The organism is bacterium, from assembly GCA_030247525.1.
Lineage (GTDB): Bacteria > Electryoneota > JAOADG01 > JAOADG01 > JAOADG01 > JAOTSC01.
Genome location: JAOTSC010000074.1, coordinates 1 through 16,488, shown reverse-complemented (window position 1 = coordinate 16,488; position 16,488 = coordinate 1). Strand labels below are relative to the sequence as shown.

General features: G+C 48.6%; 18 protein-coding genes, 1 tRNA gene and 1 other RNA gene. All 20 read right to left on the bottom strand.

Going from position 1 to position 16,488, the window contains the following annotated elements; genetic code table 11:
* Positions 1–10 precede the first annotated feature (10 nt).
* The gene (locus OEM52_08280) at positions 11–358 is read right to left on the bottom strand and encodes a YbaB/EbfC family nucleoid-associated protein (GenBank protein MDK9700125.1); all 348 of its coding nucleotides are present in this window, start codon (positions 356–358) and stop codon (positions 11–13) included.
* Positions 359–439: 81 nt separating this feature from the next.
* Complete coding sequence (gene dnaX, locus OEM52_08275) at positions 440–1,798, bottom strand: DNA polymerase III subunit gamma/tau (protein ID MDK9700124.1); 1,359 nt, start codon at positions 1,796–1,798, stop codon at positions 440–442.
* Between the two features lie 151 nt (positions 1,799–1,949).
* Positions 1,950–2,047, bottom strand: an RNA gene (gene ffs, locus OEM52_08270) — signal recognition particle sRNA small type.
* 217 nt (positions 2,048–2,264) lie between these two features.
* Positions 2,265–2,338 (bottom strand) — tRNA-Ala (locus OEM52_08265).
* Positions 2,339–2,416: 78 nt separating this feature from the next.
* On the bottom strand, positions 2,417–2,788 hold the full coding sequence (locus OEM52_08260; GenBank protein MDK9700123.1) for an iron-sulfur cluster assembly scaffold protein: 372 nt from the start codon (positions 2,786–2,788) through the stop codon (positions 2,417–2,419).
* Positions 2,789–3,038: 250 nt separating this feature from the next.
* Complete coding sequence (locus tag OEM52_08255) at positions 3,039–3,320, bottom strand: hypothetical protein (protein MDK9700122.1); 282 nt, start codon at positions 3,318–3,320, stop codon at positions 3,039–3,041.
* Positions 3,317–3,619 carry a metal-sulfur cluster assembly factor gene (locus OEM52_08250; protein ID MDK9700121.1) on the bottom strand — a complete coding sequence of 101 codons (303 nt, stop codon included), beginning with the start codon at positions 3,617–3,619 and terminating at the stop codon, positions 3,317–3,319. Before OEM52_08250 ends, OEM52_08255 begins: the two co-directional genes overlap by 4 nt.
* A gap of 87 nt (positions 3,620–3,706) precedes the next feature.
* Positions 3,707–4,762 carry an Mrp/NBP35 family ATP-binding protein gene (locus OEM52_08245; GenBank protein ID MDK9700120.1) on the bottom strand — a complete coding sequence of 352 codons (1,056 nt, stop codon included), beginning with the start codon at positions 4,760–4,762 and terminating at the stop codon, positions 3,707–3,709.
* 145 nt (positions 4,763–4,907) lie between these two features.
* Entirely contained in the window at positions 4,908–6,101 is a 1,194-nt protein-coding gene (locus OEM52_08240) for a hypothetical protein (GenBank protein MDK9700119.1), read from the bottom strand.
* Positions 6,076–6,876, bottom strand: a complete 801-nt coding sequence (gene fetB, locus OEM52_08235; GenBank protein ID MDK9700118.1) for an iron export ABC transporter permease subunit FetB — start codon at positions 6,874–6,876, stop codon at positions 6,076–6,078. Before fetB ends, OEM52_08240 begins: the two co-directional genes overlap by 26 nt.
* Positions 6,873–7,538, bottom strand: a complete 666-nt coding sequence (locus tag OEM52_08230) for an ATP-binding cassette domain-containing protein (GenBank protein ID MDK9700117.1) — start codon at positions 7,536–7,538, stop codon at positions 6,873–6,875. The genes fetB and OEM52_08230 overlap by 4 nt, the downstream gene beginning before the upstream one ends.
* 94 nt (positions 7,539–7,632) lie before the next feature.
* Positions 7,633–8,316: a DUF4956 domain-containing protein gene (locus tag OEM52_08225; GenBank protein MDK9700116.1), complete on the bottom strand. Its 684-nt coding sequence runs from the start codon at positions 8,314–8,316 to the stop codon at positions 7,633–7,635.
* On the bottom strand, positions 8,313–9,062 hold the full coding sequence (locus OEM52_08220; protein MDK9700115.1) for a polyphosphate polymerase domain-containing protein: 750 nt from the start codon (positions 9,060–9,062) through the stop codon (positions 8,313–8,315). The genes OEM52_08225 and OEM52_08220 overlap by 4 nt, the downstream gene beginning before the upstream one ends.
* Before the next feature lie 9 nt (positions 9,063–9,071).
* Positions 9,072–10,157, bottom strand: a complete 1,086-nt coding sequence (locus tag OEM52_08215) for a hypothetical protein (protein ID MDK9700114.1) — start codon at positions 10,155–10,157, stop codon at positions 9,072–9,074.
* Positions 10,158–10,274: 117 nt separating this feature from the next.
* Complete coding sequence (locus tag OEM52_08210; GenBank protein ID MDK9700113.1) at positions 10,275–10,793, bottom strand: cohesin domain-containing protein; 519 nt, start codon at positions 10,791–10,793, stop codon at positions 10,275–10,277.
* 10 nt (positions 10,794–10,803) lie between these two features.
* The gene (locus OEM52_08205) at positions 10,804–12,633 is read right to left on the bottom strand and encodes a CotH kinase family protein (protein MDK9700112.1); all 1,830 of its coding nucleotides are present in this window, start codon (positions 12,631–12,633) and stop codon (positions 10,804–10,806) included.
* A gap of 57 nt (positions 12,634–12,690) precedes the next feature.
* Complete coding sequence (locus OEM52_08200; GenBank protein MDK9700111.1) at positions 12,691–13,161, bottom strand: lamin tail domain-containing protein; 471 nt, start codon at positions 13,159–13,161, stop codon at positions 12,691–12,693.
* 18 nt (positions 13,162–13,179) lie between these two features.
* A complete protein-coding gene (locus OEM52_08195) occupies positions 13,180–14,127 on the bottom strand; it encodes a formylglycine-generating enzyme family protein (protein ID MDK9700110.1) in 948 nt (315 codons plus the stop codon).
* Positions 14,128–14,195: 68 nt separating this feature from the next.
* Positions 14,196–15,743, bottom strand: a complete 1,548-nt coding sequence (locus tag OEM52_08190) for an aryl-sulfate sulfotransferase (protein MDK9700109.1) — start codon at positions 15,741–15,743, stop codon at positions 14,196–14,198.
* 90 nt (positions 15,744–15,833) lie between these two features.
* Positions 15,834–16,488 (bottom strand): methyltransferase (locus tag OEM52_08185; protein MDK9700108.1); only part of this gene is annotated, 655 nt, incomplete at its 5' end.

The window sequence follows — 16,488 nt, the reverse complement described above, 5'->3', positions numbered from 1 at the left end:
ACACAATACCTTAGATATCTACACCAAGACTGCCAAGCATACTTGCAAAAGGACCCGCCGCCTCTTTTAGATGTGTGAGTGATTCTTGTTTCGCGCGCGTAAGGATTCGGTTTACAACAGATTGCAATTCATCCATAACAAGCTTGGAATCGGTAGCTGCGTAGTAATCGGGATCGATGGTTATCGATTTTATCGTACCATCGCCAGTCGAGACCACAACGATTTTTCCATCAGCCGCGCTTTCCGTCAATTCTATCTTTTGTAGATTCGTCTTCATTTCAGCGAGCTTCGTTTTAAGTTGCGAAGCTTGCTGCATCATATCAAACGGGTTGATACCACCGCCAAAGGGAAAATTCATTCGGACTTCCTTACTTAACAAACATAACCTTAGTCAGCCATTGGGAAACGCCCGTTGGACAAAAATGTCCAACGTACGGTTTTAATCGGGGATTGCAATCAGACCGAATTTGTCTTTGAGTTCCTGTAATGCCGGGTACTCCGCAATTAGCGCAGCCAATCGCTCTTCCAGCGTTCCCGCCGATGCGATCCGGGCATCGGGTGTCTCCGATTGAATACGCGGAGCAGTGCGTATGGCAACAGGAGTATTAGTTGGTGGTGTTGGATTCGTTAGCGTTTTTTTTTGCGCCGGTTCGGATGAGGGGTTTGCTGCGGCCGTTTCGATGGCAGTTATGAATTTCGCTAAGTCGATGGTACGGTCTAAGCGGATGAGGCGTTGCAACAACAGTTCGACCCGCAAACGGGGATTGTAACTGCCGCGCATCGTTAGTTCCGAATCGGCGGTCATTTTCAGCATCCGCAATAAATCCCCTTCATCGAAGAGGGGGGCTTCCTGTTCGTAGCGGATGCGTTCTTCCGGTGTCAGAGCGAAGGAACTGGCATTTCCAATTACATTCACGCGTAGTAATACGAGATAGTGTTCCAACAACCCACGGACAAAGTCGAAGAGGTCTGCTCCGGTATCCATCAATTCGGAAACAAAAGAAAAGGAATTTACCAAATCGTGTTCACGAATCATCCGGGTCACTTCAAAGAATCGCTCCCTGCGGATTAATCCGAGCGCTGTAATGACATCAGACTCGGTGACTTCGCCGCCTGAAAAAGCAATCATCTGATCAAGTAGCGAGAGTCCATCACGTAAGGAACCGTCGCTCCTGCGAGCAAGAATTGCAGCTGCACCGGGATCGAGGGAAAGCCCCTCCTTTGACGCCAAATCGGTTAAGTGGTGGGCGACTTCAGCGGCATCGAGTCGGCGGAATTCAAAGCGTTGACACCGGGATAACACCGTCGGTGGAACTTGATGGACGTCGGTCGTCGCTAAGATGAAGACGGCATGCTCCGGGGGTTCTTCCAAGGTCTTGAGGAAGGCATTGAACGCTTCCTTGGTGAACATGTGGACTTCGTCGACTATTACAACCCGCCGCCGGCCGACCGAGGGTGCGAACCGGATATTCTCCCGCAAGTTGCGGACATCTTCGACCCCACGATTGGAGGCGGCGTCGATTTCCAGCACATCAAGGCTGCGCCCTTCGGTAATCTGGACACAGCTATCGCAAACGCCGCACGGTTCGGCGGTATCGCCAACCGCGCAATTAACAGCTTTGGCAAGGATACGGGCAACTGTGGTTTTACCAACGCCGCGCGGCCCACCGAATAGATAGGCGTGTGCGATTCTGCCTTGATTCAAGGCGCGTGTGAGAGTGCCCGTGACATGATTTTGTCCGATGACTTCATCGAAGCGTTGCGGGCGGTAACGGCGCGCTAATACGATATAGGACACAAAGAATCCAACTGTATATGTTGTAACCAGTAAGATAGACAGGATTGAGGAAAAGAAAAAGGGTTGCAGTAGAAAATCGATCAGAAGATTGGCAATATGTCGACAGACTATTCTGTGGTCTGTCGTATGGACATATCGAGAAACCGGCTCAGTGGGTTCGGCGACCCGCGGCACAGGGAATCAGGTAGACCGTTGCTTCCTTCCGGACCTGGCGGGGTTAAACCTTCGTACCTTGCGCGGGACCAAACCCAATGGGCCGGCTCCAATGATTAGACGATAAACCGCGACGATTTATATCGCGGTATTTGTAAGTGGACCTGAGCGGGCTCGAACCGCTATCCTGACCATACACGAAGACTATCGTATTGCGAAATGATTGGATATTGCAGTGGACCTGAGCGGGCTCGAACCGCTATCCTGACCATACACGAAGACTATCGTATTGCGAAATGATTGGATACTGCAGTGGACCTGAGCGGGCTCGAACCGCTGACCCCCACGTTGCGAACGTGGTGCTCTCCCAAACTGAGCTACAGGCCCAAAAATTGTTCCTTGAGCATTGCAAAGATAGCGGGTAAACCGGTTCGAGTCAAGTAGCGATTTTCCGGGGCAATCACGTTATTCCGGAGATTTTATCGCAAGCTGTAAAGTGTCGATTACCAGCTTTAGGGAATGTTCTTTTCCGGGAGGAACCACTCCCCACTCGATACGCAAATCCTGTTCGGTAATTGATTGTGCCACCGAAACGGATTGTCGGTGGAGTTTCGTACAAAGCAACGAAGCGGCGGCAAGTGAGCCGGAACATAATCGTCCGCGAAACCGGATATCCTCGATCACATCATCAACAATTCGGAGATACAATTCCAATTGATCGTGACAACCGGGGTGATTCGTCGTCAACGCTGCTCGATGTGAACACGGTTCCAGAACCCCAACATAACGTGGCTGTTGGAAGTGATCGAGGTAGACTTGCGGGTACTCTTCGTTCATATTGGATTTGCTTAGCAAAGGTTCGGATGGAAACATTTCGGTAATAAATGGGCGTGCGCGGCACGCCCCTACGGAATTAGTCAGAACCTCCAATTCGGGCGGATACGGTGATCCGCCCCTACCCACACCGCGAAAGGAAGGTATCTGTCACGGTTTTGGGGCGTATGCCATACGCCCCTACGGAAGAATCAGGCAAATACAGGTCTGGAGACCTATCTGTACCCACGTCAGGCTAGAGTGCCTAACCTCCTCAACCTTCTTGCGAAGCGATGGCAGAGCAGATTTCCAGTAACCGGTTGTGTGCCGCGGTATTCAGCTCGGCAATGTGTTCGGCGAAAAAACTACGTGCGGCTTGAGGATCTTGCGGGTCGAGTCCCTCGGCAACCATCCGGTCGACCGTCTGTTCCCGTAATACGAGGTGGTACAATTGCTCAGCGACGGCATGCGGGGTTGCCGCTTGTAAAAAACGAGCAACATCGGCGAGCGGATCGTCCCACCCTTCCCAGATTTCCTGTTTATCAAGTTGGGTCACAGCTTAAAACCAAGCTGCAATTTTGCTTCATCGGACATCATCCGGGGGTGCCACGGCGGATCCCAAACGATGGCGACATGGCAATCCTCGACGCCTTCTAATTCCAAAACTGCGTTACGGGCTCCACTGGATAGCCGGTCGGACAATGGACAACCTGGGGTCGTCAACGTCATCTTCACTTGTACCGATTTCTCAACAATTGAGACATCGTAGATTAAACCCATACTAACAATATCGAGTCCCGTTTCGGGATCAAAGACGCCTGACAGGGCATCCATTATTTCTGGTTCGGTTGGCATGATATTTTCCTATAAAATGGCATTCGCAAATATTTTTGTAACTACAAATATCTGCATTCATCGCGACAGGAATGTCGAGAATATATATTACTTACATAAGTTGGCGACCGATTTGGCGATGTTGCGGAATACTTCCGCTGTATGCGACTCTGGTTGCGCGACCACCACTGGTTCGCCGTTGTCGCCAGCTTCACGAATCCCGGCATTCAGCGGTACTTCGCCCAAGAATGGCACACCCAATCGCAAAGCTTCACGACGCCCACCGCCGTTCGAGAAAATATCGGTACGAGTATTGCAATTCGGACAATGGAAGTACGACATATTCTCGACGATTCCAAGAATCGGGACTTCCACTTTCTGAAACATCGCAACCCCTTTTTTCGCATCGAGCAATGCGAGATTCTGCGGTGTGGTAACGATTACCGCTCCAGAGAGCTTCACTTTTTGCGATAAGGTCAATTGTGCGTCGCCGGTTCCGGGCGGCATATCGACAAAGAGAAAATCGAGCTCACCCCAGTGAACATCTTTCAATAGTTGTTCGACCGCTCCCATCACCATCGGCCCGCGCCAGATGAGCGCTTGATCGGTGGGGATTAAAAAACCAATCGACATCAACCGAACACCAAACTTTTCATGGGGAACTAATTTTCCTTCGGCGACATAGGGCGCTTCTTCGATGCCGACCATCATAGGCAATGATGGCCCGTAAATGTCGCTATCCATGATGCCGACTTTATACCCTAACTGCGCCATCGCCAAAGCAAGGTTCACCGTAACAGTGGATTTGCCGACGCCACCTTTCCCGGAAGCAACCGCAACAATATGCTTAACACCCGGCACCAACGGTTCCGCGGGTACTCCCGGGGTGCCATGTCCACCAATCTGCGGCGACTTCGGCGGCAGATGCTGGGCATACACTTCCACGTCATCGATACCGGACACCTTGTGGAGAACTTCCCGAATTTCTCCCCCCAATGTTTTTGAAATCGAAGTATCGGGTGTGGTTAAAACAATTTTGACAACCGCTTTCTTCCCTTCGACGGTTAATTCGTTGATTAAACCGAACGACACGATGTCGCGGCTTAATCCAGGGTACTTAATGGTTTTGAGCGCTTCATAACAAGCGTCGCGTAATGGTGCCACAGTTATTTCCTGTTTCAGATCAATTTAAAATCTCGATGTGCTGGTTAATGATACGAACAGAACACCGCTTTCGTAAATGACAAATATCAAGCCTGGAGTGAGATTGCGAAGCAACACAACTTGTCGGTTCTCATCCGTCTTCCAATCACCCGGAAACAGAATCGAGGAATGGGTACTCAAACTCAGGTAACGGGCGGTTTGTTAGTAACGCTTCATATAGTGAAATCCTGAATCGAATTATCTGTTCCATATCGATTTGTTCAGCATAGGCGCGTCGAATCCGGGCATGTGCTTCATCATTGGTCTGCAGTGCCGCATCACATAGCTCCGGCCAATCGCGTGGGTCGCGGAAGAGATGGAGTAACGACGAAAATGACTCATAATCGGGTTGTGCAAAAGGTCCCGTTACCGGTAGCCCCGCCAATAGATACTGATAGATTTTGTTCTGGTTGCGAGTCAACGAGAATTCATTGATCGCGTCCAGCACCAAGCCAACATCGAAATGGGTATACATCGCCGCCAGCTCTTCATTTGGAACTTTTCCCATGTAATGTATGTTGGGCAGCAGCATTGCCTGTGCAAAGTCACCTGAGGCATAGAACTCTCGGGGACCGTCCATCGATCCGAACAAAACAAACGAATAGTTTGGACGACTTTGCGCGAGTAGTCGGAGACTTTTCCAATCAGATATTGCGTTGATGTTTCCAGCATAACCAAAAATCGGTCGTGGAATTTTCTTGATTCTTTCAGGAACTGGAGCATCGCGAAGCCATCGTGGCTGAAAATGATTGCGGTCGGCGGAATTCGGCAAGAAACGAATTTGTTTAGCATACTGCCCAAACCGGTTAACCAACTCCCGCGCTGTAGCGATGACTAAATCGGCGTTGCGAGCAGATTCCTTCTCATTGGCGGCGAGATACCCAACTTGTACCGGTTTATTGCCGGGGACTTCTGAGTAATGGTCAATCAACCAGAACACTTTTTTTGTGCCGGTCTTGCAGTGATAGTGCTCGCGATAAATCGGATGTGTGAATTCGACAATGTCTGGCGACCAACCGAGTAATTGACAATACCGTTTCATCTGTCGATCAAACAGTGTGCGATCCCATTGTGCCAAGCGTTCGGAAAACAGCATCAGACGGTAGGGTGCAAAGGGTCGACGATAGACTATCCAGAAATTGTCGGCAATCTTTTGCGGCGACTCATACTCGGGAGCGCGGTCTCCCCACTTCTGTTGATATACGACGAGAATTCTCGATTGGCGGGCAAGTTCCGCATAGAAACCGGGTTGATAAGAAGTTTGATAGGACGGATTATGATTTATGAGAAAAAGATTCATTGAGAAATATGCCCGAAGGTTCGCCCAGTTTTCGCCAGATTAATCGCTCTACTAACCACGCCGTTCCATAACATGCGGAAAGAATCAGATACATCACGAGGAATTGATATCGAACGGCTTCAGTTGGACTCACCCCACCGATAATTTGTCCGGTCATCATCCCGGGAAGTTGAACAATTCCGACAACAAACATTTGATTGAGCGCCGGAGTGACAGCCGCTCGCATCGCTTCTCGGCGCGCATCCCAAGTCGCTTGCCACGGAGTTGCACCAAGTCCTAACGCGGTCTCAATCGCTTCTTTTCGTAAACGAAACTCCGACGACAACCGCTCAGACGATAGTGCTGCGCTGTTTAAAGCGTTTCCAATCGTCATCCCGGCAATGGGAATTAGAATCGGCGCATGCCAAAGTGGGCTGGGACGAATTATGACTAAAACCGCGAACGCAAGAAAGAACAGTGAAGCACCGGCAATGGCAATCCAAAGATATAAAAGCGAGCCGGTAAATACCACTTTTTGACGACGAGACGCCTGCCAAGCGGCAATCAGCGTTTGTAACATTAAAATGAAGAGAATTAAATAGAGTGAGTTTACATAAAAGATCCACTGCAGTATGTATCCGACAATGATGAGTTGTGCCGCTGAACGAACCGCGCCCCACAAAAACGATCTCGTTAATCCATATCGCGACCGATGTGACATTAACACCACAATGAGAATCATCACCGTACAGAGCAACAAATCGAACAGGGTCAGCGAAACATAATCGGACTTCATACGACAATCCGAGCGGTTCCGCTTTGCAAATCGATAGTGTTTTCAGGAGAAATCGTTAGCTCGGGGTGATTATGATCAACCCAAATAATTGTTGTTCCATGCATATCCGTTAGCTCTTGAAAGGCAGTTATTGCCAACAAACGATTTCCGGTATCGAGGGGAGCAAGCGATTCATCTAAAAGTAACAGCTCGGGACGTAAAAGAAATGCTCGAGCGAGGGACAACCGCATTTTCTCACCGGTCGATAGATTCGCTGTACTGGTATCACACAAACAAGTCAAGGAGAACTTCTGGAGGCATTCCTCTATCGAAGTTGTATCAGGTGGAACGATGCCGCGCCAAACAAACGGCAGTTGTATCGCTTCGCCAACTGTGTTTGCCAAAGGAATAGGATTTGATGGTAAGAACAGGATCCTTTTGCGCCATTCGCTTAACACGGTGCTTTGCAAAGCAACATTGCGAAGCCGGATCGTACCTTCAAAGGGGTTCATTCCTGCAATCGTTTTCAGCAATACTGTTTTTCCGCTGCCGGAGTCTCCAGCAATCCGGTACCAGCTACGTTCATGGAATCTTTGCGATGTGAGCTCGAGGATTATGTCCCCGGTTTTAGAAAAACCGCGGCAAACAAGATTTTCGATTTGTAGTAGAGTCGATTCAGACATGGATTTCTCGCATCTGAAATATCGAGCGAGAAAAGATACTATCAAAGCGGTTTTGATAGATGTCGCGGATAGGTGCAAGAAGGAAGTTGCTTGCTTACGATTCCGGTTCTTCGTCGTCGGCAAGCATGTTTACCCGTTCCATCCCTTCTACTGCGGACAAGTCGGCAATGAAATCCTGCAATTGGTTATTGTTTTTCATGCGAACAGAGTAATTGTATTCCATGAATTGTCCCATCCGCACCGATTTCACCGATATTTGATGATGTACAGCGAGATACTTGTTGAGAATCGCTTCGACGACTGCTTTGTCGCTATCCATCAACACCATTTGGAAGCGCAACAAATACACTCCGGCACGTGGTGTCCCATAGTGGATGTAATCGAGTAGCAAGAGTAAGAGCGAAATGACGCCGGTGCCATACACCGCTAACGGATAGTTTCCAACACCTGCCGCCATTCCTGCCGCTAGAGAAAAGAAGACAAATGCGATGTCGCGGTTGTCCTTTACCGCAGTTCGGAACCGGATAATCGACAACGCTCCGACCAATCCGAAAGCGCGAGCGATGCTGTTGCCAATCACCATCATCACCATTCCCACCACCATCGAAAGGATGATGAGGGTTAGAATAAGGGATGTACTCACCGGGCGATTACGGTTGGTCAATCGATAAACTGTGGTAATTACAATTCCGATGACAAACGCTAAACTAATGTTAATTATGATTTCTACCGATGTTAACGGATATCCTGACGCCGGCAATAAACTGAATTGATTCATAGTGTGTTCACAATTCTCCGCATCGACGGATGCCAAGTTTCTAAACAGTTGCAATACTTTGAAATGGACTGGAGGTGCAACCGGAAGTCACGGACAATCTGCCGCGCCCAATATGGCATCCGGTCGTAGAATTTTAACTCTAAAATGAAATTCTGACTTGCAAAAGTCGTCAAATCCTGCTCACGGAATATTTCCTCTAATGCGGGTTGAGGGTAACTCCTGACATTCTTGTCAAACGTAGCACGGACTGTTGGGTTCTCTCTTCCAACAAAAGCTTCCCGTTCATAGGTAACTAAAATGGAGGAGCGCAGATTCAGATTATTAATAAGATAAACAAACTTGTTGAGCGCGACTCGTGATGAATTGTTAGCTTTCTCGCCAATAACAACTGATTTTCCCGCCAACAGATTAGTCGCTTCGGCTAACGGAATCCTCACGCGATCCTTGAAGATGTAGTTATCGAATTTTCGTTTGATCTCCAGAAATGCTGGTGAGTTATCCGTCAGTTCGTTGTAAGTGCGAATGCGCAGTTTTTTTCGAATTTTTATTCCGGCAAGTTTCTCGTAGTAAAAAAGATAATGCGGTGTATCGTAATAGATGCTGCGAACATGGTACATCCGATCCGACATTTCCAGACAGAAGGGGTCGTAATCCATGTGGAGAAGAATCCGCTCGCGCAACGCGTCGATGGAGTACCAAGGGACATAGTACTTATACTCTTTACGAACGAAGCGTTCTTGATACACCGTTCGTCCTCAAAATGTCCATGAGTAGTTATAGCGACCCATTCGCATTTTCATACTTCGGATGAGGGTGATGCGATCGGTCTGCATTTCGCAGTAACCGGTCATCCCATTCATCCATCGGTTCTCTTTGTTGGGTAGATAAATATGAGCGCGCATTCCCGAACTGTCGCCGGTAAGATACTCGATTTTCTCGATCGCAGCATTGACATAGTTATCGGGATCTGACAGCACTTGCAATCTCACTTCTGTGCCATTAACAACAAACGAAGAGTAGGATGCCGGCATAATGAGCGTCGCATCAAGGGTGTCGACCCGAACCAATGAGAGTAAAACATCGGGTTCGCTTCCTAATCTCAGGAGTCCGGTAAATGGCGCATGGATTGCTTCTTCGTTTCCGAGGATATCGCTGATACGATCCAAATCCCTTTCCAGACGTTTTACTTCCGCTTCGGCAATTCGAACATCCTCGCTCCGCGCACCGGACTCGAGCGCCCGGATTCGGGCTTTCGCCAAATCACGGGTCGCTGTCAGTACTTTTAAATGTCCAGATGCGATCTGGAACTCGGACTCCGATACCAGTTTCTGGTCGAGCAGCCGCTTTACACGCTGGTACTCCTGTTCGTATGCTTCGAGCGCATAGGAAGCAGCATTGAGATTTTCCCGTTCGACTTCGATGTCGACGCTGCGCTCGCCAGCTTTCAAAGCAAGTTCAGTCGCCCGTGCTTTTCCTAATTCCGCTTCAGTGATTTTCACCAAATGGCTCGATTCGCGAGAGTGGATCCAACCGATAATCTCCCCTTTAACAATTTTACAGCCATCTGATATACTGTCATGTAAACGAAACTCGACGATATCTGGACGGTCGAAGTGAAACATTTCCGCGCGGATATCTTCATGGAGAATTGATTTTTCCCAAACCCCGTTCACCTGTCCGGTGCCGTCGTACTTCAATTTCCAAACGGTTACCGGTGCTAAGTAACAGGGGACGCGGAAAGTATGCCGAAACGGAATCGTAATCGATTGAACGAACAACAGAAGGAGAATAAACACGACAAGGAGTCGACGTTGTGAAATTGGATTTTTTCTTATCTGCATCGTATTCCTAACCGAACCATTCATAACTATGTTATGAGTGGGGATTGGTGGTTCAGCGAAACCGACCGTGCAATTTCGCCAATGTGAAGCAAAGAGACGCTAACGAATGCGATCGACTCATTGGTTCACTTGCATCGCTGCGTTGTTGATAACGATATCGGCGAGATCGATTTCCACCCCGGTGGAATCGAATAGCTTTAGTTCATTCCGGTCGATCTGCAAAGGGCTAGTTCCCGCAGCCCGACCACTGAAGGTTAAGCGGCATAGCGTACCAAATCCGTTCCCCGGTTGAGTGCCCTGCACGCGGGTGACGGTAAGGCGTATGACTGACTCCTCCGTCCGCACAAAGGTCAGCGCATTGGAGCCGAACAAGTCACCCGCCACCCAACCGGAAGAATCGGAAAAGGCAAGAACTTCCTGATCAAAAGAAATCTGCATACTTACTGCAAACACATCCGCCGATAAATTGTCCGCCTGTAGCGACATCTCAATTTCTTGACCGACTGCAATCGCGCTGCCCGCTGTTGCGAAGCCGATAGAGGCTACAGCCGGGGTTAGCGAATTGTCATCGTCGTTATTGTTGCAACCGCTTAGAAGCAAGACAATACAGAAACTGCAAAAGAGAGTACTTCGCATGTTTCGCTCCTTACTTCAACACAGTGAATTTTTTCGCAGCACAATAGGGTCCGGCCTCGATCCGATAGAAATAGATACCATTCGATAGCGATCTTGCATCAAGTTGCAGGGTATGATAACCGGTGGTAAGTTGTTTACGCTCCCATAACGCCGGAATCGATTGTCCCAACACATTATAGACGGAAACCGTTACCGAATGCGGTTCGGGAAGCGCCAACCGGAACAAGGTCGATTGATTGAAAGGGTTGGGATAATTCGTCGATAACGAATACTCCTCCGGTAGTCGATTTTCGGTAGTAAACTGGAACAACATTTCCAACAACGTTTTCATTGCCACGACTGCTGTGTCGTTACCAATGAGCGACCGATAGAGCGTATGAAAATCTGAACGGTATGGTTGGATCGACTCGGCGTCGCCGGGATCGATGGGAAAACTGCGCATGATGTTGCCATGGGAATTTCCCCAATTCACACCGATGCCAACGACATCGCGCTCATCGACCGTCCCATCGCCGTTCGCATCGGCAAACATTGCGGCAACATTTTCCCAGCGAGGCGCTCGTTGCGCCGTCCAATTCACATTTATTGTCGTACGGCTTGAACCGGTCGTTTGGAAGTATCTGCCAATCGGTAATACGTCGGAGGCATCGACGACTCCATTATTATCACAATCACCGGGATACACTCGCTCGCTTGTCAATTGCAAGACAAGACTTGCGTTACGGTTTCGCGAAAAATTCTTGAGTCCAGGAATCACCCGACCGATATCGACGCTGACATTACTCGTGAGATTATTGTAGAAGTTCTCATTGGTGTAAAGTTTATTGTTGTCAGCAAGGACATGAGGCTGGATCACCGGTTGCATACGATCTACCATAGCGCTAACCGAATCGGCGTGCGCAATCTCTATTATCATCGTGGCGATATAGTTCTGGTAGATTTGGCGAAGCGAATCGTTTTCGAGTAACCGTCGCATTAGTGGGCGGGAATTTAGGTTCGAGATGCCGACGATATCCTGCGTAATGACATTCCAACTATTGGTATAAACGCCAAACGCTTCGTTTAAGTCCCACGGCATCATCACGAATTTTCCAATCGTTTCGTAATCGTAGAAGTAGTAGTTTCTACCCGATCCGCTGTAGCTGTCAAAATTCGACAAAACCATGTTGAATGCGAGCAACCGTAAGCAACTATCGAAATCGAGGTATTCGCCCGCCAGTTCGACGAATTCGCCGTCGGATGCGTTATTCAACATATCGAGCATCACGATAAACCGCGACCAATCGTTCTCGGTCTCATTGGTTTTCAGCTCGTACTCAGACTCGTACAACGATTGTACAGTGCCCCGATATGCAAGCGGAGCACCGTCGTTACCGGCTTTATACAGATTGAAGCCATTACTCAAAAAATGGCGGGCAAGGAATATTTTATCCATCTGTTCGATGATGGAGTAGAATCCGATCAATTCGTTGTCGATGTAGACGTCGGCATAGGTCGTACGCGACGCAGGCATATATCTGCGGGCAATTCCATAGGCGATGGCTTCGCGCATAAAGGATGGATCACTCATGCCGTTATGCACATTCAAGCGGTGCAATCCGAAGAGCGACTGGCTATCCTTGAATTCGTTGAATTTGAATTCAAACGGTTTCTTCGGCGTATTGCTCGACATCGTGTAGGACGAGTTACCTTTATAGCGTACGCCGATACTATCTAATACTAAGGTATCGTTGTAGGTCAGTTGTGCCGGCAGGTATCTATTTTCGTCATTGTCGTAATAAACACGAAGCGTATCTGCCCAGTGATCGATGTAGAAGTGCAAACGGAAACGATGTACCAACGTGTCGACAAAAAACTCATCGGAGCGATCCGCCGTGCCGGGATTAACACCGCAATTTTACTCTGAGAAAGTCGGATACATGAAGTTGAACGCACCGCTGCCATTGGGATATCTTCCATAACTGATGTCGGTGGTCTGGACACCAAAGTTCACTGAATCGAGTAAGGACAAGAGCGAATCGAACAGAAACACTCCTTCGCCCGATGCGGATAATTTGAAGGAAGCGTGTAGACCAGCTTGCGTGACGTCTTCATCCGCCCATACGATGAGGTAGCTGTTTGCTCCTATCGTAGTATCCGGTAATCGCCATCTTCCCGGATTCGACTCCCGGTCGGAGAGATAGAGCGAATGTAGAAACACCGCAGTATCGCTTGGGTTGTATAACTCCACCCAGTCGTCATTCTCGCCGTTCTGATCGAGCACCGTCGTATCGTTATCCGCCATTACCTCATTGATAACGATACCGTACGCGAGACCGTTCGCGGCGAATAGTAGTAACCAACATGCTGTCAGTGCGATGCTTCGCATTTCGGTTTTCCTATCGAGCTATAGCACGGGATAGACAACCCGGAATCCAATGAAGTAGTAAGAATAACCGGGCATGGTAATCGTGCGATTTCCTGCGCGGATGTAGTCGGATTCATTACCCCAGCTTCCACCTCGCATCGTCCGGTAATCACCGCTCGCGGGTCCGGTTGGATCGGATACTGTCGAGCTGCTGTAGTTACCATACCAATCGTTACACCATTCATAGAGATTACCAGACATGTCGAACAAACCGAAACGGTTGGGAAGTTTGGACCCAACGATTTGCGCTCCGTACGCCGCAGAGTCGGAACCAAACTGGAAGGAGTTACCGTACCAGACAGCATAGTTGTTTACTTCCAATGTGTCGGCATGAGTCGACGGGTATGGATTCCAATTTTTGTTCCAATAGAAATCGGTGGTAGTTCCGCCACGACAGGCATATTCCCACTCCGCTTCGGTAGGCAATCGATAACCGGATTTGGAATAATCGATGACGGGATTTTCCAATTCACAGAGATTCCCCGGAGTACCGATAATCCGTGAATAGGTGTAGACGGTATCGAGACCATCACGACGGCTGCGGGCATTACAATACAAAGCAGCATCACCCCAAAAGACATTATAGGCAGGGTAGCGATCACCGAGGCCATACGGTGTGTGCCAGTCGGGCGAGGAGTAACTGGAGTAATACGCTCTCATTACATCGTCATAATCAGCTTGGGTAACTTCGGTAGAGTCCATCCAATAATTGTGTGAAAAACCGACAGTGTGAACAGGTGTTTCATTTTCGAGACCATCATTCTCCCCCATCGAAAAAGTCTGGCCACTTGCCGATATCAATTTCATTCCAACAGGAGCAAAGCCATTTGGCGTTGATGGATTCGATGAACTGGAGTCGCTACAGGAGCTTGAAACAAGAATTGTTGCAACGGCAACAATAATCAGTAGATTGCGGAAGATTTCCATTGTTTACCTCGTGGTTGGTGTTCTGATTGCGTGAAAAAACAAACCGATTGCGATGTCAGAGTAAGTCGCTACTTCACGAGAACCATTTTTTTGGTTTGTTTATAGCTCCCAGCTTCCAATACGGAGAGATACACCCCTGATTGTAACAATCTGCCGTTCCGGTCAACCGCTCGCCACTCAAATTCATGCTCACCTGCAACCAGTTTGCCATTCACAACCAATGCGACTTGTTCACCGAGGGTATTGTAGATTGCCAGCTTCACTCTTGTAGTCGCGTTCAAGTTGACACCGAGTTTGGTCGAAGCATTGAACGGGTTCGGATAATTCTGAGTGAGCGCAACGCTCACTGGAATGCTTGTCGTTTCTTTAGCGGAGCTCGGCACTAGCCGGGAAACCGCAGAATCGGACATGCCGTAACGAAGTACCCGGACGATCTCCCCACCGCGATTGTAACTCCAAACTGTTTGTCCGGTCGAATCGACTTCAAACAAAAAACCACTGGTTGACTCGGAAATGATTGTGTTACCGTTTGGGAGTCGTTGGTTTCCCCCCAAATGCTGGGAGTAAAAGCCCGTCCCCGAGTAACTCCATACTGGTGATGCAGGTCCGTAAGCAGTGCTTGAATCCCGCAAATAGTATCCAAGACTGTCAACCGGCAGCACCAACTCGACAATCATTGATGCGCGGGCGGTTTGACGATTATTGAAGGCAAGGAGATGCCCTGCTCCGGGAAGTCCGGCAGGGACCCACCAAGCACAGTGAACGACATCGAAAACCCGGGTGCCTGTTTCATCATAATTCGCAGGGTTACCCCAGCGGTACAGAAAATCTCCACCTTTTCCCCACCTGCCACCTGAGTGCGATGCTGCTTCCGCTGTGGTTGTGCTATGGTCAATGATGTAAATCTCATTCAAGTTGTGGGATGAAAAAACTATTTGATCGAGATCAGGATTATAGCTTACTGCATTGACATGCATCCAATCACCGCCGCCACCACCAGTTCCAGTATAGGTGTTGATATCAAGCAGTTCGGGGTGGTCATTCACTACTCCATAATTTGAACGGGAAGCGTTATAGTCCTGCACTAAATGATCCCATGCATGCCATTCCCATACGATATCTCCGGTAGTAGCACCTGTCGGTTGCACTTCGATGATGTGGTCCGGCCAAATGGCAGCACTGCGGCTTAACCCAGCGGCAACAGCCTGGGAAGATGATTTCAACTCCCAAGCAATCATCAACACATTACCGTTGGGCATTGGTTCGATGTCATGATGCGACCGGTGTGAGGTATTGCTGTATGTATAGAACCACGTTCGTACCCCGTCCCAATCAAGTTTCTCGACAGCACCCTGCGCACCGCCGCCGTTGAAGGAGTTGCCTGACATCGCTGTACGCAGCAGGCTCCCATCTTCTAACAAGTAGTAAGAGTAATTGCCCGATACTGTAGACGCCCAACTGTGGACAACGGTATTGCTCATATCCACTAAATAATTGTTACGCGAGTTATTTGAACCAAATAGCGTGAATCCCTCATAAGGCTCTGCATGCAATATTGCAGGCAGAAATATTGTGAACACCGATAGTAGTACATAGATGTATTTTCTCTTCGACACGGTATTCCTCCTTCTTTCTGCTAACACCTTCCACTGTTCTAACAATTACTGAACATTTTCTATCGTGTTTGGCCCCAACGCTAAGATTTCCTACAATTGTGCGCTGAGTGGCTTATATGCTTCGATTACTCCGTCCATCCAAGTTTCAGGGTTGAGCAGCCGGACACCGATAAAACCTGCTTGCTCTAACGCAGTTTTTACTTCCTCGAAGTTATAAGGTGGTTTGCCACGAGTTTCCACTAATGAATTCACTGAGTAAACTGCGTTGGAATAGTGACTATTGCTCTCTGGTGCACAGAGAACCTCGCGGACAACAACTCTCCCTCCGGGTAACAAAGCATGGAAGATTTTTCGTAGCAGTTCGACATTCTGGTGAAAGAAATGTTGTTGTACAACCGAAGAGAGAATCGCGAAATCATATCCATAGGGGAGTGTACTAATTAACGGATCACCGGGCAGGAACGACACCCGATGCAATACAAACGGCGCTGACGGGACTTCTCGATTCGTGACTTGCGTTTGTTCATTTCCATTTACGACATCCGATAGCCATTTTCGATAGGTATCGATTTTTTCTTTCTTGTCGATAAGCGTTACACTCATGCCGGGTAACATCCAAAAAAATGGAAAGAGAAAACTGGTGGTCGTTATCCCTATCATCAGCATCTGGCGAGCGGCTACTGGATTAATCAGATTCACTAGTTCAGTGGTCAACGGGTTTCCAGTTTCGTTGATCGCAACTTGT